The following is a 19,036-nucleotide window of genomic DNA, read 5'->3' as shown; positions in this document are numbered from 1 at the left end:
CCCGATGGAGCCGACGCGGAAGGCGCATCAGCGCCGCAGGCAGCGGCCGGCGCCATCGACAAGGCGGGCCATTTCCCTGTCCACGCCCAGGTCGGCGCAATAGGCGCCCGCCCCGCGCAGTGACAGATCCAGAGTGGCAGGCTTGCTCCTGGACACCTCGGCTCTCAACCGAAAGCCTGCCACGTTGGGCGCGCCGTAGTCGGCGGTCTCCAGCACGCCCGCCCTGGTGTCGCGGATGGCATGGCCGTGGCCAAGGTGGTACGCGCCCTCGTTGCCGGCCATGGCTTCGTCAAGGCAGGCAAAGGCCTGCTCGGCCGTGGCACCTTGGGGCAGGGCCAGCGACGCGGTTGTGCCTGGGCCCAGGGCATCGCACATGCCTGCAGAGATTGCGCAGCCGCTCAACAGGCCTGCAAGGCCCAGTACCCATATCCGCATTCACGCTTCCTTTCCAGAGGCCATGGAATCCGCGGCAGTGTATCGACCCGGCAGCGGCGCCGGGCTCGCAATGCGCAGGGAATAGTCTCTCGCCTTGCCGATACCCCCGAGACACGCAGGTACCATCCGCGCATGAGTACCCACTACGAATCCCTGTCGCAAGCCGACGCCTACCGCGACGCCTTCGACGTGGAAGCGCCCGCGGCCAGCGAGCGCAACATGACGCCGCGCAAGTCCGGCTTTTTCATCCGCAGCGTCGCCGTGGCTGCAGAGGCAGCCGCTGAACAGGCAGAACCTGCAGCTCCCGACACACCGCCTGCAGCACCCACCACTGCCGCACGCGAGCTGGTTGCCGCCCAATGGGGCCTGGTGCCGCACTGGGTGAAGTCGGCCTCCGATGGCCGGCTGCGCGCGCTCAAGCTGGTGAATGCGCGCTCCGAAACGGTGTCCACGGCCCAGGCCTTCCGCGATGCCTGGCTCAATGGCCAGCGCTGCATCGTGCCCATGGCCGCCTTTTTCGAGGATGACTACCGCAACGGCAAGGCCCTGCCCACGCGCATCTCGCGCATCGACGGCAAGCCCATGGGCGTGGCCGGCGTGTGGGCGCAGTGGACGGGCCCGGACGGCGAGGTGCTGCTGAGCTACGCCCTGCTCACGGTCAACGCCAACAGCCATGCGCTGCTGCACCGCTACCAGCAGCCCGGCGCGGAAAAGCGCATGCCGGCGATTCTCAACGAAGGCGCCTACGACGCCTGGCTCAACGCGCGCGTGGAAAAGGCCCGCGAGTTCATGCGCCAGTACCCGTCCAACTGGCTCACCGCAAATCCGGTGGAGCGAAAGGCCGACAAGCGGCCTCCAGGCCTGATGGGCTGACGGGCTGACGGGCTGACGGGCTGGCGCATGGCCCTTGTCCCGCGCGCTACGGCGCCTTGGGCAACGCGTTGATGGAGCGCAGGATGTCGCGCGTGATGTCCTGGCGCTTGGGCAGGTCGGCCAGCCGGTGGGGCGTGTCCATGTTCATGGCGAAGAACACGGGGCCGGCCGGCCATTCCACCCAGCCCACCCACCAGCCGATACGGCCCGTCCAGCCGGTTTTGGCGCGCAGTATCCAGTCCGGGCCGGCCTCGTTGATCATCACGTCCTTCACCAGCCGCTGGTGCTCCACCGGCAATGGCAGCCGATTGCGGTACAGCCGCTGCAGGAAGGCCACCTGCTCCAGCGCCGAGATGGCCAGGTCGCCTTCCACCCAGAACGGAGCCTCGCCCGTAGCCAGCGCATTGCCGTAGTCGATCTTGCGCATGTAGGCAGCCTCACGCGCGCTGCCAAGCTCCCTGGCAAAGCCTTCGTACACCCAGACGGTGGAGTTGCGCATGGCCGAGCGCAGGTCCTGATCGGCATTCCAGGCCGGCAACTGGCGCTTCACGCCATCCCAGGGAATGCGCTGGAATTCATCGCGCAGCAGCCCGGCGTCCAGTGCGAACAGGCTGTGCGGGATCTTGAAGGTGGAAGCGGGCGAGTAGCGCCGCGCCGCCCGGTCACGGTTGTGGACGTAGACGGCTTCGGCCTGGCCTCTGGCATCGACCACGACGATGCTGCCATCGACCTTGGCATCGGCAAAGAAGCGGTCCCACTCGGGCTTGTCCTGCAGTTCGGCAGCCGCCAGCGCCGCCTGTGACAGACAGGCGAGCAACGCGGCGCACATCAGATTTCTTCGATTCATGCAGGCAGTTTAAGAGCTGTACCACCGCACGGCGATGGTGCACCGCCCGCCCGGCTGCCCTGTTTTGACTCGCTGTTTTCCCGTTTTGGTGTTCCGGCAGCATCGCTCGGGCCCCAGGGGCCCCGTATGCGCTGGCACGACTTGTGCAAGGCCGCTGCAGGCCGGCCAATGCAGCCATGGCGGCAACGGCAGACGGCCCCATGACCACAACAAGCAAGGGAGTCATTGCATGCACAGGTGCGCACGGGCATTGAGAACATTGGTGGCGGGAGGATGGGTCGCGGTCCTGGGTGCGGCGCAGGCGGCGCAGGCGGCCGAGCAGGCGATCACGCGGCCGTCGCTGGTGGCGGTGGAATCCATCAGCGCCGTGGACACGGTCTGGCTGATGACGGCCACGGTGCTGGTGCTGCTGATGACGCTGCCCGGCATTGCGCTGTTCTATGCGGGCATGGTGCGCCGCAAGAACGTGCTCAACACCATGGCCAGCGTGGTGGCGATTGCCTGCCTGGTGAGCATTCTGTGGTTTGCACTCGGCTATTCGCTGGCCTTCACGCCCGGCAATGCGTGGATAGGCGGTGATTCGCGCGCCTGGTTCGCGGGGCTGGATTTCAACGCCGCCAAGGGACTGGTGGCCGTGAGCCACCTGGCGCCGCATGTGCCCGAAGCAGCCTATGCCATGTTCCAGCTGGCCTTTGCCGTGATCACCGCCGCCTTGCTGGTGGGCGCCTGGGTGGAGCGCATGCGCTTCGGTGCCATGCTGATCTTCGTGGGCCTGTGGAGCCTGCTGGTGTATGCGCCGGTGGCGCACTGGGTGTGGGAGCCCGGCGGCTGGCTGGCGCGCATGGGCGCGCTGGACTTTGCCGGAGGCACCGTGGTGCATGTGAACGCGGGCGTGGCCGGCCTGGTCTGCGCCTGGTTCCTGCGGCCGCGCCGCGGCTACGGGCACGAGCCCTTCGAGCCCTACAACCTGGCCTTGACCATGATGGGCGCAGCCCTGCTGTGGATGGGCTGGTTCGGCTTCAACGCCGGCTCATTGCTGGCCGGGGACAGCCGGGCGGCGCTGGCGCTGGCCGTCACCCACATTGCCGCCAGCGCGGGCGCCCTGGCCTGGTCGCTGGCCGAGTATGTGGTGCGCGGCAAGGCCACGCTGCTGGGGCTGTGCTCGGGGCTGGTGGGCGGGCTGGTGGCGATCACGCCGGCGGCCGGCTTCGTGACGCCGCTGTCGGCACTGTGCATCGGCCTGATCGCCGGTGTCGCCTGCTACTGGGGCGCCACGGGCCTCAAGCGGCTGCTGGGCGCGGACGATTCGCTGGATGTGTTTGGCGTGCATGGCGTGGGCGGCATCGTGGGCTCGCTGCTGACCGGCGTGTTTGCCAGTCCGCAGATCGGCGGCGTGCAGGGCAGCGTGCTCACCCAGGCCGTGAGCGTGCTGGCCGTGGCCTTGTTCACGCTGGTGGCCACGGCCGTGCTGCTGTGGTTGCTGGACATGCTGATCGGCCTGCGCGTGGATGAGGAAAGCGAGCTGCAGGGCCTGGACCTGGCGCTGCACCGTGAACGCCTGAGTGGATGAACGGCCGGGCCGCAAAGCGGCCCGGCGCCCGATGATCGTCAAACCGAAGGAGTGCCCACTACATGCCCGAAAGCGAACTCCTGGCCATCGCCGCGCACCTGCATGTGCTGCTGCGCAGAAGCTGCGGCCGCGTGACCGATACCGAATGGCTGGCGGCCAATGCCGAATACGCCGCCGAAATCATCCGCTTCGCCCGGGAGCAGGAAGGGACGCGCAGCACGCCCGAGCTGGTGGACTGGACCCACCGCTTCGAAGCTGCCTGGAATGCCGCGCTGGCCGGGCCCGCCGAGCGCTCGCCGCTCATGCAGCGCGCCGGCGAGCTGATGCGCCAGCGTGCGGAAAACCGCAAGTACGTGGGCACGCTGCGCTAGCGTCTTGCCTGATCAGGCCGGTGGCGCGGGCACGGAGTGCAGCAGCACGGGCGCGTCGCCATCGCCGTTGACGCTTTCCATCTGCACGCCAAAGCCCCACAGGCGCGCTGCGTGCTTGAGCACTTCCAGCGCATCGTCGGACAGGGGCCTGCCCTGGTAGCGCGTGTGGCGCAGGGTCAGGCAGCGGTCGCCGCGCAGGTTCACGTTCCAGACCTGGATATTGGGCTCGCGCGCGCCCAGGTCGTACTGCTGCGACAGGGTCTGGCGCAGGGTGCGGTAGCCGTCGTCATCATGGATGGCGCTGACCAGCAGCTCGCGTTCGCTGGCATCGTCGTGGATGGAGAACAGCCGCATGTCGCGCATCAGCTGCGGGCTCAGGTACTGGCCGACAAAGCTCTCGTCCTTGAAGTTCTGCATGGCATGGTGCAGCGCCGGCAGCCAGGGCGTGCCGGCCAGGTCGGGGAACCAGCGGCGGTCTTCCTCGGTGGGGTCCTGGCAGATGCGGCGGATGTCGCGGTACATGGCAAAGCCCAGCGCATAGGGATTGATGCCGCTGTAGGCGCGGTGGCCGGCCGGGGGCTGGTAGATCACGTTGGTGTGGGAGGACAGCCATTCGATCATCACGCCGTCGGTCAGCCAGCCTTCGTCGTACAGGGTGTTGAGCAGGGTGTAGTGCCAGAACGTGGCCCAGCCCTCGTTCATCACCTGGGTCTGGCGCTGCGGGTAGAAGTACTGGGCGATCTTGCGCACGATGCGCACGATCTCGCGCTGCCACGGCTCCAGCAGCGGGGCGTTCTTCTCGATGAAGTACAGCAGGTTTTCCTCGGGCTCCTTGGGAAAGCGCTCGCTGTGCTGCGCCGCGCTGTCCTTGCCGGGGCGCGCCGGCAGGGTGCGCCACAGCTCGTTGACCTGCTGCTGCGCATAGGCCTCGCGCTGCTCGCGCTCGGCCCGCTCGCGCGCCAGGCTTTTCTTGGAGGGGCGGCGGTAACGGTCCACGCCCAGGTTGGACAGGGCGTGGCAGGAGTCCAGCCATTGCTCCACCGTCGTCAGGCCGTGGCGCTCCTCGCACTGGGAGATGAAGTCGCGCGCATAGACCAGGTAGTCGATGATGCTGCCCGCATCCGTCCACATGCCGAACAGGTAGTTGTTCTTGAAGAAGCTATTGTGGCCGTACGCCGCATGGGCGATCACCAGGGCCTGCATGGCGGTGGTGTTCTCCTCCATCAGATAGCTGATGCAGGGGTTGGAGTTGATGACGATCTCGTAGGCCAGACCCATGTGGCCGCGCCGGTAGCGCCTCTCCGTCGCCATGTACTCCTTGCCATAGCTCCAGTGGCGGTAGCCCACGGGCATGCCCACGCTGGCGTAGGCGTCCATCATCTGCTCGGCCGAGATCACTTCCAGCTGGTTGGGATAGGTGTCCAGGCCGTAGCGCTCTGCCGTGGCCGCAATCGCTGCGTGATAGCGTTCGATGAGCTCGAAGGTCCAGTCGCTGGGATCGGGCAGAGGCTCGGCCGGCCGCGCCCCCGCCGGCAGCGGCGCGGAGGGCACGATGCGCTGGGCCCGGTCGCTGGCCAGATGGGATTTCCACTGCGGCGTGACATGGCGGGGCGCCAGCACGGGATAGTGAGAGAGGTTCATACCGATACCCCCTCTTTCTTGAACAGGTCTCGGAACACGGGATAGATCTCGCTGGCGTCCGACACCTTGCGCATGGCGAAGTGCGAGAACAGCGGCAGCACCTGGCTGTACTCCTGCCACAGGCTCTGCTCTTCCTGCACCACCTGCACATAGGCGAAGTAGCGCACCAGCGGCAGGATTTTCTCGACCAGCAGGTTGCGGCAGTTGGAGCCGTCGTCGCCGAAGTTGTCGCCATCGCTGGCCTGGGCCACGTAGATGTTCCAGTCCCCGGACGGATAGCGCGCGCGGATGATCTGGTCCAGCAGCACCAGCGCACTGCTGACCACCGTGCCGCCGCTTTCCTGGGAGTGGAAGAACTCGTCCTCGCTGACCTCGGCCGCCTGCGTGTGGTGGCGGATGAACACGATGTCGATCTTCTCGTAGTGCCGCGTCAGAAACAGGTACAGCAGGATGAAGAAGCGCTTGGCCAGGTCCTTGCGGTCCTGGTCCATGGAGCCGGACACATCCATTACGCAGAACATCACGGCCTGGCTGATGGGCGCAGGCACGCGCGTGCGGTTGCGAAACCGCAGGTCAATGGGGTCGAGAAAGGCCACCGTGCCCATGCGCAGCTTCAGCGCATCGATGCGCTGCTGCAGCTCGGCCGCCGCCTCGCTGGTGCCATCGTCCTGCGCCAGCAGCGCTTGCAGCTGCTCTTCCAGTGCCTTGAGTTCGCGGTGCGGTGCCTTGGTCAGCGCAATGCGCCGGCCCAGGGCGCCGCGCATGGTGCGCAGCAGCGCCAGGTTGTGCGGCGTGCCGTCGTGGCTGTAGCCGGCGCGGCGCGTCTTGTACTGCATGGTGTTGCCGATGTGGGTGCGCAGCAGGCGCGGCAGGGCCAGGTCTTCAAAGAACAGTTCCATGAACTCTTCCTTGGTCAGGGTGAAGGTGAAGTCGTCCTCGCCCTCGCCGCTGTCGCTGGCCTGGGAGCCGCCGCCTGCGCCGCCCTGCGGCCGGGCAATGCGGTCGCCGCGCACATGCTCGGTGTTGCCCGGATGCACCGTGTCATGGACGCCGCCCTGCCCGTGGTGGAACACGGGCTCGCGGATGTCCTTGCGCGGGATGGAGACGCTCTCGGACTCCTCCATGTGGCGGATGCCGCGCTTGTCCACCGCGCGGCGCACCGCCTCGGCGATCTGCGCCTTGTAGCGGCGCACGAAGCGCTCGCGGTTGCCCACCGACTTGTTCTTGCCGGCCAGCCTGCGATCGATGATTTGCAATGCCATCTGTTCCCCCCAGCCCGGGCGCGCCGAAGGGCGGCGCACCCACCCGTCAGTTGCTCTTGCGAACGCGCAGGTACCACTCGCACAGCAGGCGCACCTGCTTGGACGTATAGCCCTTGGCCTCCATCCGGGTGACGAAGTCCTCGTGCTTGCGCGCGTCCTCGGCACTGGCCTTGGCGTTGAAGCTGATCACGGGCAGCAGCTCCTCGGTATTGGAGAACATCTTCTTCTCGATCACCACGCGCAGCTTCTCGTAGCTGGTCCAGCTGGGGTTCTTGCCCTGGTTGTTGGCCCTCGCGCGCAGCACGAAGTTGACGATCTCGTTGCGGAAGTCCTTGGCATTGGCAATGCCCGCGGGCTTCTCGACCTTCTCCATCTCGGCGTTGAGCGCGTTGCGGTCGAAGGCCTCGCCGGTATCGTTGTCGCGGTACTCGCTGTCCTGTATCCAGTAGTCGGCGTAGGTGACGTAGCGGTCGAAGATGTTCTGGCCGTACTCGCTGTAGCTCTCCAGATAGGCGGTCTGGATTTCCTTGCCGATGAACTCGGCATAGTGCGGCGACAGGTACTCCTTGATGTAGCTGGTGTACTTGGTCTCCAGCTCGGCAGGGAACTGCTCGCGCTCGATCTGCTGCTCCAGCACATACATCAGGTGCACCGGGTTGGCCGCCACCTCGGTGCTGTCGTAGTTGAAGACCTTGGACAGGATCTTGAACGCGAAGCGCGTGGAGATGCCTGACATGCCCTCGTCCACGCCCGCATAGTCGCGGTACTCCTGGAAGCTCTTGGCGCGCGGGTCCGTGTCCTTGAGGCTTTCGCCGTCATACACCTGCATCTTGCTGAAGATGCTGGAGTTCTCGGGCTCCTTCAGCCGTGTGAGCACGGCGAACTGGGCCATCATCTTGAGCGTGCCGGGCGCGCACACTGCGCTGGCCAGGGACGACTCGCGGATCAGCTTTTCGTAGATGCGCACCTCCTCGGAAACACGCAGGCAGTACGGCACCTTGACGATGTAGACGCGGTCCAGGAAGGCCTCGTTGTTGCGGTTGTTGCGGAAGGCCTTCCACTCGCTCTCGTTGCTGTGGGCCAGCACCATGCCGTCGAAGGGAATGGCGCCAAAGCCTTCCGTTCCCTTGTAGTTGCTCTCCTGCGTGGCCGTCAGCAGCGGGTGCAGCACCTTGATAGGCGCCTTGAACATTTCCACGAACTCCAGCAGGCCCTGGTTGGCCAGGCACAGGCCGCCCGAGTAGCTGTAGGCGTCGGTGTCGTCCTGCGCGAAGTTCTCCAGCTTGCGGATGTCCACCTTGCCCACCAGGCTGGAGATGTCCTGGTTGTTCTCGTCGCCGGGCTCGGTCTTGGCAATGCCCACCTGCCTGGAGATGCTGGGATAGCGCTTGACCACGCGGAACTGGCGTATGTCGCCGCCCAGCTCCTCCAGGCGCTTGACGGCCCAGGGCGACAGCACATGGTTGAGGCAGCGCCGGGGAATGCCGAACTGCTCCTCCAGCAGCGGCCCGTCCTCCACCGGATCGAACAGGCCCAGCGGCGACTCGTTCACGGGCGAGCCCTTGAGGGCGTAGAACGGCACTTTCTGCATCAGGTATTTGAGGCGCTCGGCGATGGAGCTCTTGCCACCGCCCACGGGGCCCAGCAGATAGAGGATCTGCTTGCGCTCTTCCAGGCCCTGGGCCGCATGGCGGAAGAAGCTCACCACCTGCTCGATGGAGTCTTCCATGCCGTAGAACTCGGCGAAGGCCGGATAGCGCCGGATGACCTTGTTGGCAAACAGCCGCGACTGGCGTGGATCATTGCGCGTGTCCACCATTTCAGGTTCGCCGATGGCTGCCAGCATGCGCTGGGCAGCACCTTCGTAAGCCATGGGATCGCGCTGGCACAGGGCGAGAAATTCGTCCAGCGACATCTCTTCTTCGCGAAGGCGAACGTAACGTGCAGCCGAGTTGCTGATGACATCCATACGACCTCTCCCGGCGGCACCCGAGGGCGAACAGTGCCGCGAAGTTGCAAGGCATTCGCTACCGTGTGGAACTGTTGTAGCACCTTGCATCGGCTTTGAATAGCTCATACGTCCCACATGTCTGCATTGCGCGCGAGGTCACAATGTCAGGTTCCTGGACTACCCCGCTTTTTGCGGCGCCGGGACAGGGGCTTGAGCCAGCCGGGCCTTCAGCAAGGCCCGTGAATACAGCGCCTGACGCTCCCACTTTTGACAAATGATAGTCCGCACTCACACAGCGGCACAGGCCCGAATTCAGAACCGATGTCTCCTGCCGACAACCCCCTACTTGCCGCCGGTCGCCCATCGCGCAAACTGGCTGCCGTGACGCCGATGCACCTGCTGTGGGCCATGTGCCTGGTGCTCGGCCTGCTGCTCGCCCTGCTGGCACCGGGCCTGGCCAAGGCCGCACCGGCAGCAGGCCCTTTGGGTGCCTTGCAGGGCACGCTGGGCGGTGGCTCCGCGTCCGACAAGGAACGAAGCAACGCCATTCAGGCCCAACTGGATGCCGCCGCATCGGCCACAAAGGAAGCCGATGCGCTGGCGCAGGAACTGGACCGCCTGCGCGCCAGGGCACGCACGCCCGTGCCTGCCCTGCCAGCGCCGCTGAGCGACGAGCAGCTGGGCAGCCTGTTCGATCGCTGGAAGGAACGCGTTCCCGCCAACGCCAGCCAGGAAGTGCTGGAGCGGCTGCTGGCCGATGAGCGCGATGCCATCGCCGCACTCAAGGTGGGCATCGAAAAATCCGCGGCCGACCAGGCCAACCTGGTGTCCCAGCCCGGCCCGGGACGCATCGATCTGTCCATCCTCCAACAACGCGCGCAGGAAAACGCCGAGCCCGTGACCGCCGAGCCCGGCGAAGCCCCCGACCTCACCCAGGCCCGCCAGGCAAGGCGCAGCGCAGAGCACCGCCGCGCCCTGCTGGAGCTGGCGCTGCGCCAGGAAGAGCAGTCCACCATCGAAGCCCGCCAGCGCCTGCTGGCCGCCCAGTTGCAGGCCCAGCGCCGCGAGCTGCTGGAGCGCATGCCGCGCGCCGCCTGGCTGACCCAGCGCATTGCCGAGCGCAGCCGCCAGCAACTGGAGCAGCAGGTGCAGGAGATGGAGCTGGCCGCCCAGCACGCTTCCGCCGCCGATCCCGCCATACGCGACCTGGCCCAGCGCAATGCGGCGCTGGCCGCGCAGATCCTCAAGAACTCCAATGAACTGGCGCAGGAGCGCAAGACCCTGGCCAATGACGAATATGTCCGCGACCAATTGAGCGCCACGCTGCGCGACACCCAGGCACGCCTGCGGCTGGGCGGTGGCAGCGCGGCCGTGGGCCAGTGGCTGTGGCAGCAGCGCGTGGAGCTGTCCTCCGGCAACACCTTGCAGTCCAGGCACCGCGCCGTGCAGCGCCAGCTGGCCGAGCTGCGGCTGATGCTGTTCAACTCCAGCAAATGGCGCCAAAACCCCGGCGCGGATACGGCGGCACAGGCCCCGGCCGACGCTGCGGATGCAGGCGGCGTGGCAGCACCTGAATCTGCCGCCAGCGTCACCACGGCCATCAATGCATCCACCTCGGCACAGCAGACCGCCCTGCTGGCCCGGCAGGTGGCGCTCACCGATCAATTGCAGCCCGTTTTGCTGCGCCGCATTGCCGTGCTGGAGCAGACCGATGAAGCCCTGCGCGCCGCCCTGCGCAGCGGCAACGAACTGCGCCAGGTGCTGGACAAGGAACTGCTGTGGTTCCCCAGCCACCGCCCCATGGACCGCACCTGGCTCAGCGAGTGGCAGGCGCTGGAGCAGGACATCGAAGGCAGCAGCTCCCCCTGGAAAACCGCGCGCGCCCTGGCCGCCAGCATCTGGAACGATCCCTGGGCGTTTGGCGCCGTCGGCCTGATCGTGGCCCTGCTGCTGGGCCTGCGCCGCTACGCGCTGCGCCAGCTGCAGGCCATCTCCGTGCGCGTGGGCGACTTCATGCGCGACAACTTCGGGCTGAGCCTGCTCGCGCTGGGCTGGAGCCTGCTCTACACCCTGCCCTGGAGCTTTGCGGCCGCGGCGCTGGGCAGCCTGCTGCAAGGCCCCGATACCGTGGGCACGGCGCTGGAGCCGCTGGGCGCCACCCTGGTCCAGCTCAGCGATTTCATCTTCGTGGCCACCTTGCTCAACGCCCTGTTCTGCCCAGGCGGGCTGGCACTGGCGCACTTCGGCTGGCCGGCCGCCCGCGTGCAGATGCTGCGCCAGATGGTACGCCGCGCCGCCTGGCTGATCGTGCCTGCCGAACTGCTGGGCGGCCTGGCCTTCTACAGCCATGACAACCACGCCATCAGCACCTGGGGGCGCATCTCCATCCTCATGCTGTCGCTGGGCCTGGCCTGGATGGCCTGGTTGTACTTTCGCCGTGTCATGCAGCAAAAGCGGCCCGGCATCCACTGGGGCCAGATCGTCAGCGTGGTGCTGATGCTGATGCTCAGCGCGCTGGCCGTGGGCATCGTGCTCGGCTATGTCTACACGGCCACCGAATTCATCCAGGCCCTGATGGCCAGCTTCGTGTTCCTGGGCGCGGTCGAGGTCGTGGTCAACCTGCTGCGGCGCTGGCTGCTGCTGGGCGAGCGGCGCCTGGCGCTGAACCGGCTGCGCGAAGCCGCCAGGCTGGCCCAGAGCGGATCGGGCGTGGACACCGGCAAGGCACCCACCGACGAAGCCACCCAGATGGCCCTGGTCACCGTGGGCGCCCAGGCGCACCGGCTGCTGGGCCTGCTGCAGCAGGTGCTGGTCGTGCTGACCCTGGTCTACGCCTGGCTGCCCGTGCTGCCTGCGCTGCTGCGCTCCGAAGGCGTGGTGCTCTGGTACACCACCAACACCGGCGCCGACGGCATCGCGCATGCCGCCCCCGTAAGCCTGATGGATGCGCTGCTGGGCGTGATGATCCTGCTGCTCACCTTCAGCTTTGCACGCAACCTGCCGGGCCTGCTGGAAGTGACGCTGTCGGCCTCCAACCGCATCAGCAGCTCCGCGCGCTACACCCTGGCCACGCTGGCGCGCTACGCCATCACCATCGCGGGCACGGTCAGCGCCTTCACGCTGCTGGGCCTGCGCTGGGGCCAGCTGCAATGGATGGTGGCGGCGCTCACCGTGGGCCTGGGCTTCGGCCTGCAGGAGATCTTCGCCAACTTCGTCTCGGGCCTGATCCTGCTGGTGGAGCGGCCCTTCCGCGTGGGCGATGTCATCACCATCGACACCCTCACCGGCACCGTCACGCGCATCCGCACGCGGGCCACCACGGTGCTGGACTTCGACAACAAGGAAATCGTCATCCCCAACAAGACCTTCATCACCGGCCAGGTGACGAACTGGACCTTGAGCGACGACGTGACCCGCCTGGTGATCGACGTGCCCGTGGCCCACGGCAATGACCCCGAGCGAGTGCGCGACATGCTGCTGGGCATTGCCAGGGAACACCCCCAGGTGCTGCGCGAACCCGAGCCCAACTGCTGGTTCATGGCGCTGGAAGGCAACGGCCAGCGCTTCGAGCTGCGCGCCTACGTGGGCAAGGTCGAAGACCGCCTGCCCGTGCGCCACGACCTCAACCGCCGCGTCAACGACCGGCTCAAGGACGCTGGCATTGCCGTGGCCTTCCCGCAGCTGGACCTGCATGTGCGCAACATGCCGGCAAATCCTGCGGGGCAGCCGGCGCAGCAGACACCGCCCCAGCCGGCTGCATGAGACATTGAAACCCGCCACTCTCGACCCATGGAGTGGCGGGCCATGGGCACCACGGCATTCCACCCTCAAATCACCGTGACTCATATACCCTAGGATCATTCTGAAAATTTTCCTCCCCCTTCATTTCCTCCTCCAACTGAATGGCAATCCGCACACAATCGGCATCTCACAACGATGTCTGCGGACGCTTCAAATCCTGGGAGGGGCAATGGCGGAAAGAAGATATACCAGTGCAGGAATGGATGGCTGGCTCAATGTCAGGCGCGAGCCTTCGGGCGCTATTGTTGCGCTGCCGGAGCATATTGCCACCGAGATGGAATCCAGCTCGAATGGGCGCGACCATTTCATCGTCAAGGAGGGCGTCGAAAGTGGCAACAGGTTTTCTGTGAAACAGGGATACCTCCGAAAACAGGCTCCCGCATATCGGCCTGCTGCAATTATTCAATTCATTTTGAGCCGCAAGACCCTGATCTATCCAGGGGGTCGTGTCCGAGCTTTTACAGACGACGAAAATCCTATTAAAACAGGAACGCACCCTGTTCAAATCCCAGATTTCCCACACTCAATAGGGTCTGCATATTTACATAAAACACCCTATGCCAAAAATTGGTTTTTCCTCAACAATGGAAGTGCAACTCCTTTTCGCAACGATAGATACCTGCACCCAGGGCACGAAAGTGCCGGATGCATCACCGTGGATCCGGCGCAATGGAATTCACTTTATCAATATCTAATTCTCTGCAGGAGTGGTGATGGCAAAACTGTTGGCATGGTTTCCGTGGTTCGCTAGCGCCCTGCTTCTCGCTGGATGCTATGCACAAGAAAAAAGTCCAGAAGATCTCCTGGCATCGGAAGAGGTGGGCGATGCTGACTTTGTACGCAACTGGCTTCAAACAAATCGGCATGCAGACCAAACCGCGGCGCAGAACTTCTACCAGCACGGCATGAAAGACTTTCAACGTAAAGCATGGTCTCCCGCCGCCAAATCCTTTGGAACGAGTATGCGACTCTATCCTTCCCCCGAAGCCTTGTATAGATATGTGGACGTCAAACTGCAAATGCTCGCCATGGTCAGAAAGCGAGAGGGCGATATTCAAGAAAAGCTTCCACTGGACATGAACTACGCGCTCAAGCTCTACCGTTCTGCGCTTTCGGCCAACATGGTATTGGGAACATTGTCCGAAGAGGAAAAGACGCGCATTGAAAACCATGTGAGTTGCCTGCAGGCCTATGCAGCGGCTGGCCGTCCCGACATGGACTGCGAGCCGCTGCACTGGTACTACAACGCGGCCCGATGAACACAGGGTCAGAACACTTCCCAGTTCTCACCAGCGCGCTCGGCTGCAGTGCGGGGGCCAGGCACCCGCATTGCCGTGGATGTGGATCTGCTGTCGCCCCGCATGGCGGCCTGCGCCCCGGACTGGCGAGGCAAGCTGTCGGCACCTGAAGGCAGACCACGCATGCCGGAGGCCACGGCGGGCTTCGCGACAGGAGCCTGATCGGCAGGTGAGGACAGCCCGTCCAGCTTGAACAGGCTGACCAGATCGACCAGCCTGGCAGCCTGCGCGTTCAAGCTTGCGGCAGCCGCCGCCGATTCCTCGACCAGGGCCGCATTCTGCTGCGTGACCTGGTCGAGCTGTACGACGGCATCGCCCACCTGCGCCACACCGTCGGCCTGCTCGGCCGTGGCCGCGCCTATTTCGCCGATCAGGTCGGCAACGCGCTGCGCCTGCTGGACGATGTCCTTCATCGCGGAGCCCGTCTCGCTCACCAGGCCCGATCCCTCGTCCACCTTGGACACGCTCTCGCCTATCAGGGCCTTGATCTCCTTGGCTGCCCCCGCGCTGCGCTGGGCCAGGCTGCGCACTTCGGATGCCACCACGGCAAAGCCGCGCCCCTGCTCGCCCGCCCGCGCTGCCTCCACGGCGGCATTGAGCGCCAGGATGTTGGTCTGGAAGGCAATGGAGTCGATCACGCCGATGATGTCCTCGATCTTCCGGGAACTGGCGGTGATCTGCTCCATGGTGGCCACAACGCGGTCCACGATCTTGCCGCCGCCGGTGGCGGCCTGGCTCGACGAAGCGGCCAGCTGGGTGGCGGTACGCACCGTATCGGCATTGAGCTTGACGGTGGCGTTCATCTCCTCCATGGAGGCAGCGGTCTGCTCCAGATTGCTGGCCTGCTCTTCCGTGCGCTGGCTCAGGTCCGCATTGCCCGAGGCAATCTGGCTGGCGCCGGTCGCGATGGATTCGCTGCTTTGCCGCACATCGGCGACCACGCGCGCCAAGCCGGCCCTCATGTCCTCCATGGCGCGCAGCAGGCTGGAGGTGTCGCCGGGCGCCAATTGCACCCGCACGGACAAATCGCCCTGCGCGATCTGGCGCGCCACCTCGGCGGCATAGGAGGGCTCGCCGCCCAGCTGCTGCTTGACCGTCCTGGTAATCATCCAGGCCACCAGACCGCCCAGCGCGGCGGCCAGCAGCGTCAGCACCAGCATGGCCACGCCGTCTTCGGCCACGCGGCGCAGGGAGCCGTCCACCGTGGCCTGCGTCTGTGCCTTCTGGTAATCGACCAGTGCCTCGACCGCATCGAAATAGGTCGTCTGCAAGGAGCGCAGGCGCCCCATGATCAGATCCCTGGCGGCATCGCCCTGGTTGGCCAGGCCCAGGTCCCCGGCCTGGCGCATGGTCTCCACGAAAGGCTGGCGCGCCTGCCGTATGTCGGCAAAGAGCCGGCGCGCCTGCTCGGTCTGCAGGCGCTGGTCCAACTCCTTCATGACCAGGCCGTTCCTGGCAACCACTTCATCCAGCCGGCGGCTCTCCTCGGCCATCTGCGCCGGATCGGTGATCAGCGCCAGATTGCGCACCACCCGCGCCGACACATTGGCGTTGTCCTTGAGCGATTGCAGCCGGGCCAGATTGCCCATGCGGTCCTCGGCCAGCACGCGCAGCTGCTCGCCCTGGTCATGCAACTTCATCCAGCCGAAGGCCGCCACGCATACGCAAACCACGATCACCGCGAAAAAACCCATGCCCAGCATGGTTCCCAACTTCATACGCCTCAGAAAACCCACGTCGCTCTCCCTCGAACCACCTACGCAAACCGGCCAGACTGCTGGCACGGAAGAAACACATTCAGGAACAAATTTGACAATTTGAATCAGTTGCATCGCCTTCCCAAACCCTGCACATCCAGTAGGACAGCGCCTTGCCGACATGCAGGCATCGGGCTGCCAGCGGTCTGCAGTCAGCGATGGGAAGCCAGGGGCGCGTAGATATCCCGCAGCAGGTGCTCCAGCTGCGCCAGCACCATGGCGCTGGCCCGGCTGCGGACGGCCTGCGGCTTCGTGGCCGTGAGCACGTCGCGGTAGAGGTGCTCGACGTCGAGGGGGCGGATCACCGTGGAGCGCCGTGGCCGCAGCATGCGCAGGCTGATCCACGGCAGCACACTGGCGCCCAGCCCTGCGCGCACCGCGCCGATCTGGGTGGCAGTGGAGTTCACCTCGCCTGCCACCTGGTAGCCGGTGTCCAGCGCCGCAAAGGCCCGGTCCAGCGCACCGCGCGTGGCATTGGGCAGGCTGGGCAGCAGCAGTGGATGCCGTGCCAGATCCTGCAGCGACATGGGCTTGCCATCCGCCTCGGGCGCCAGGGCGCGGGCGCAGCCAAAGAAGAAAGGCTCGCGTACCACGGGCCTCGTCTCCAGCTTGGCCGTGGCCTCCGAGGCATAGAGCACCCCCATGTCGAAGCGGCCACTGTGCACGCCCTCCACCAGATGGCCGCTCAGCCCTTCGTGGATGGACAGGATGACGGCCGGCCAGCGCTCACGGCAGGCGGCCAGCAGGGGAACGGCCAGCACCTGGGCGATGCTGCCCGCAATGGCCACCGATACAGAACCGGCCACCTGCGATTCCTCGACCTGAACGCAGGCCCGCGCATCGGCCACCTGCCGAAGGATGGCCTGTGCCTGGCCGTACAGCAGCCGGCCCGTGGCCGTGGGCTGCACGCCCAGCGCGCCACGCACCAGCAGCGTGCTTTGCAGTTCCAGCTCCAGCAGCTTGAGCTGGTGGCTCACGGCGGATGGCACCACGTGCAGCACATCACAGGCGCGGGTGATGCTCTGGGCATCGATCACGGCAATCAGGTATCTGAGCTGGCGCAATTCCATGTCAGGTCCGAAGAGGGGTTCGATTTGCACGAAGGCCGGTTCTGAATTCCTCAGCCATGCGCTGCGAGGTGCTGCCTACATTGTGCTTACCGCCACTCCGCTACCCAAGCCCCATGCCGTTCCACCCCCGATCCCTGCTATATGTTCCTGCAACCTCCGCACGCATGCTGGCCAGCGCAGGGCGGCGCGGTGCCGATGCCCTCGTGCTGGACCTGGAAGACGCCATTGCCCCCGCGCAGAAGGAGCAGGCCCGCGCCATGCTGCAACCGGCCATCGCCAGCCTGCGCGGGCAGTGCCCCGTGCTGGTGCGCATCAACGCGGACAGGGCATTGGCACAGGCCGATACCGAGGCCGCCTTGCAGGCTGGTTGCGATGGCCTGGTCATCCCCAAGGTGGAATCTGCCGCCGATGTGCAGCGCATCGCAGCCCTGGCCGATCTCCACGGCAGCCCGCCGGTGCTGCTGCAGGCCATCGTGGAGACGCCCACCGGGCTGATGCGCCTGCTGGACATTGCCCGGGCCTCACCCCGGCTGGTGTCGCTGGCCTTTGGCGGCGAGGACTTCGCCACTGCATTGAGCGTGGCGCCCACGCCCCAGGCCCTTGCCATGCCGGCACAGGCCGTGGTCATCGCAGCCGTGTCAGCCGGGCTGCATCCCATGGGGCTGGCAGGCAGCATCGGCGGCTATGCGGATCTTGCGCAGTTCGGCGAACTGGCCCGGATCTCCCGCGCACTGGGCATGCAAGGTGCCGCCTGCATCCACCCGGCCCAGTTGGCGGCCGTGCACGCAGCCTTCGGAGCCAGCCAAGAGGACCTGCGCCAGGCGCGCGACACCGTGCTGGCCTATGAACAGGCGCTGGCGCAGGGACAGGGCGCCGCGGCCGTTGACGGCCGCATGGTCGATGCACCCATTGCACAGCGCGCACGCCAGTTGCTGCGCAGCACCGGGGAAGCCGCATGAACGCCACGGACAACACAGGCTCCCTGCCCCTGCGCGGCATCCGCGTGCTCGACCTGTCGCGCCTGGCTGCAGGCAACATGCTCACGCTGCAGTTGGCCGACTTCGGCGCCGAAGTGATCAAGGTCGAGGCGCCAAGCGGCGATACCCTGCGCGACTGGAAGAACGACGGCCAGCCGCTGTGGTGGCAGATCTACGCGCGCAACAAGAAAAGCATCTGCCTGGACCTGCATGACGGGGCCGATGTGCAAAGTCTTCTGCAGCTGGCCGAATCGGCACAGGTCCTGGTGGAGAGCTTTCGCCACGGCGCACTGGAAAAGTTCGGACTGGGACCCGATGTCCTGCTGCAGCGCAATCCCCGCCTGGTGATCGTGCGCATCTCAGGCTGGGGCCAGACCGGTCCCTATGCGCAACGGCCCGGCTTTGGCACCCTGGTCGAAGCCTTCTCGGGCTTTGCCCAGAAGAATGGCTTTCCCGACAAGCCACCCGCCCTGCCCAACCTCGGCCTGGCCGACATGATCGCGGGCCTGGCGGGCGTGGGCGCCACCATGTTCGCACTGCGCGAAGTGGAAACCAATGGTGGCCGCGGCCAGGTGGTGGACCTGTCGCTGCTGGAACCCATGTTGGCCGTGCTCGGCCCCGACCCCGCCATCTTCCAGCGCACCGGCCGGCGGCCACGGCGCATGGGCAACCGTGCCGACATCGCCGCACCGCGCAATGCCTACCAGTGCGCCGACGGGCGCTGGCTGGTGATGTCGGGCTCCACCCAGCGCATGGCCGAACGGATTTTCGAGGCCATGGGCCGCAAGGACCTGTGCAGCGATCCCCGCTTCGCCACCAACGCGGCACGGCTGCGACATGTCGATGCGCTGGACGCGCTGATCGCCGGCTTTGTGGCACAGCGCAGCCTGCAGGACAACCTGTCGCACTTCGGCCAATGGGAGGTGACCGTGGGGCCGGTGCTTGACGTGGAGCAGTTGCTGGCCGACGAGCATGTGCGCGCCAGGGCCTGCATCACCTGCATCCCCGATGCCGACGGCCAGCCCCTGCCCATGCACAACGTCTTTCCGCGCCTGTCGCGCACACCCGGGTCCATCCGCAGCCTGGGCCCTGCGCTGGGAGAGCACCAGCACCTGGTGCCACCGGGCGCCTGGAGCGATCACCCTGCCCCGACCGAATGAACCCTCAGCCCATACAACGAAGG

Annotated in this window: 15 protein-coding genes; 8 read left to right on the top strand and 7 right to left on the bottom strand. The window is 66.0% G+C overall.

Features of this window, described 5'->3' with window-relative positions; all coding sequences use genetic code 11:
* Positions 1 to 27: 27 nt before the first annotated feature.
* Positions 28 to 435, bottom strand: a complete 408-nt coding sequence (locus ACUTR7_RS19240; protein WP_445609561.1) for a hypothetical protein — start codon at positions 433 to 435, stop codon at positions 28 to 30.
* 132 nt (positions 436 to 567) lie between these two features.
* Between ACUTR7_RS19240 and ACUTR7_RS19235 the strand changes: the two genes are divergently transcribed.
* Complete coding sequence (locus tag ACUTR7_RS19235; protein WP_034391396.1) at positions 568 to 1,308, top strand: SOS response-associated peptidase; 741 nt, start codon at positions 568 to 570, stop codon at positions 1,306 to 1,308.
* Positions 1,309 to 1,354: 46 nt separating this feature from the next.
* Here ACUTR7_RS19235 and blaOXA read toward each other — a convergent pair whose 3' ends face one another.
* Entirely contained in the window at positions 1,355 to 2,155 is an 801-nt protein-coding gene (gene blaOXA / locus ACUTR7_RS19230) for a class D beta-lactamase (RefSeq protein WP_269848135.1), read from the bottom strand.
* A gap of 229 nt (positions 2,156 to 2,384) precedes the next feature.
* Between blaOXA and ACUTR7_RS19225 the strand changes: the two genes are divergently transcribed.
* A complete protein-coding gene (locus tag ACUTR7_RS19225; RefSeq protein ID WP_445609560.1) occupies positions 2,385 to 3,725 on the top strand; it encodes an ammonium transporter in 1,341 nt (446 codons plus the stop codon).
* A 62-nt stretch (positions 3,726 to 3,787) separates the two neighbouring features.
* Positions 3,788 to 4,096, top strand: coding sequence for a hypothetical protein (locus ACUTR7_RS19220; RefSeq protein WP_012204250.1), 309 nt, complete (start codon positions 3,788 to 3,790; stop codon positions 4,094 to 4,096).
* A 12-nt stretch (positions 4,097 to 4,108) separates the two neighbouring features.
* On the opposite strand, the gene ACUTR7_RS19215 is transcribed toward ACUTR7_RS19220, so the two are convergent.
* Genes ACUTR7_RS19215 through ACUTR7_RS19205 form a run of 3 tightly spaced genes read right to left on the bottom strand, consistent with a single transcriptional unit; the run spans position 4,109 to position 8,968 of the window.
* Positions 4,109 to 5,737: a SpoVR family protein gene (locus tag ACUTR7_RS19215; protein ID WP_445609559.1), complete on the bottom strand. Its 1,629-nt coding sequence runs from the start codon at positions 5,735 to 5,737 to the stop codon at positions 4,109 to 4,111.
* On the bottom strand, positions 5,734 to 6,999 hold the full coding sequence (locus tag ACUTR7_RS19210) for a YeaH/YhbH family protein (protein ID WP_097203007.1): 1,266 nt from the start codon (positions 6,997 to 6,999) through the stop codon (positions 5,734 to 5,736). Before ACUTR7_RS19210 ends, ACUTR7_RS19215 begins: the two co-directional genes overlap by 4 nt.
* 46 nt (positions 7,000 to 7,045) lie before the next feature.
* The gene (locus ACUTR7_RS19205) at positions 7,046 to 8,968 is read right to left on the bottom strand and encodes a PrkA family serine protein kinase (RefSeq protein WP_012204247.1); all 1,923 of its coding nucleotides are present in this window, start codon (positions 8,966 to 8,968) and stop codon (positions 7,046 to 7,048) included.
* Positions 8,969 to 9,340: 372 nt separating this feature from the next.
* On the opposite strand from ACUTR7_RS19205, the gene ACUTR7_RS19200 reads away from it, so the two are divergent.
* From ACUTR7_RS19200 to ACUTR7_RS19190, 3 genes are all read left to right on the top strand, one after another.
* Entirely contained in the window at positions 9,341 to 12,712 is a 3,372-nt protein-coding gene (locus ACUTR7_RS19200) for a mechanosensitive ion channel domain-containing protein (protein ID WP_445609594.1), read from the top strand.
* A 238-nt stretch (positions 12,713 to 12,950) separates the two neighbouring features.
* A complete protein-coding gene (locus ACUTR7_RS19195) occupies positions 12,951 to 13,502 on the top strand; it encodes a hypothetical protein (RefSeq protein WP_143343526.1) in 552 nt (183 codons plus the stop codon).
* The gene (locus tag ACUTR7_RS19190) at positions 13,465 to 14,010 is read left to right on the top strand and encodes a hypothetical protein (protein WP_016453827.1); all 546 of its coding nucleotides are present in this window, start codon (positions 13,465 to 13,467) and stop codon (positions 14,008 to 14,010) included. Before ACUTR7_RS19195 ends, ACUTR7_RS19190 begins: the two co-directional genes overlap by 38 nt.
* An 8-nt stretch (positions 14,011 to 14,018) precedes the next feature.
* Here the strand turns inward: ACUTR7_RS19190 and ACUTR7_RS19185 are convergent, their stop codons facing one another.
* Positions 14,019 to 15,767 (bottom strand): methyl-accepting chemotaxis protein, encoded by a 1,749-nt coding sequence (locus tag ACUTR7_RS19185; protein ID WP_445609558.1) that lies wholly within the window; start codon positions 15,765 to 15,767, stop codon positions 14,019 to 14,021.
* A 191-nt stretch (positions 15,768 to 15,958) separates the two neighbouring features.
* Positions 15,959 to 16,906 carry a LysR substrate-binding domain-containing protein gene (locus tag ACUTR7_RS19180; RefSeq protein WP_445609557.1) on the bottom strand — a complete coding sequence of 316 codons (948 nt, stop codon included), beginning with the start codon at positions 16,904 to 16,906 and terminating at the stop codon, positions 15,959 to 15,961.
* Between the two features lie 26 nt (positions 16,907 to 16,932).
* On the opposite strand from ACUTR7_RS19180, the gene ACUTR7_RS19175 reads away from it, so the two are divergent.
* Together ACUTR7_RS19175 and ACUTR7_RS19170 are read left to right on the top strand one after the other, a co-directional pair.
* Positions 16,933 to 17,835: an HpcH/HpaI aldolase/citrate lyase family protein gene (locus ACUTR7_RS19175; protein ID WP_445609556.1), complete on the top strand. Its 903-nt coding sequence runs from the start codon at positions 16,933 to 16,935 to the stop codon at positions 17,833 to 17,835.
* Positions 17,832 to 19,013 carry a CaiB/BaiF CoA transferase family protein gene (locus tag ACUTR7_RS19170; protein WP_445609555.1) on the top strand — a complete coding sequence of 394 codons (1,182 nt, stop codon included), beginning with the start codon at positions 17,832 to 17,834 and terminating at the stop codon, positions 19,011 to 19,013. Before ACUTR7_RS19175 ends, ACUTR7_RS19170 begins: the two co-directional genes overlap by 4 nt.
* The last annotated feature ends 23 nt before the right edge of the window (positions 19,014 to 19,036 follow it).

The sequence above is a fragment of the Delftia sp. NA_296.1 genome, from assembly GCF_052692095.1.
Note: the sequence above shows the minus strand (reverse complement) of the source record. Positions and strands in the feature narration are given on the sequence as shown.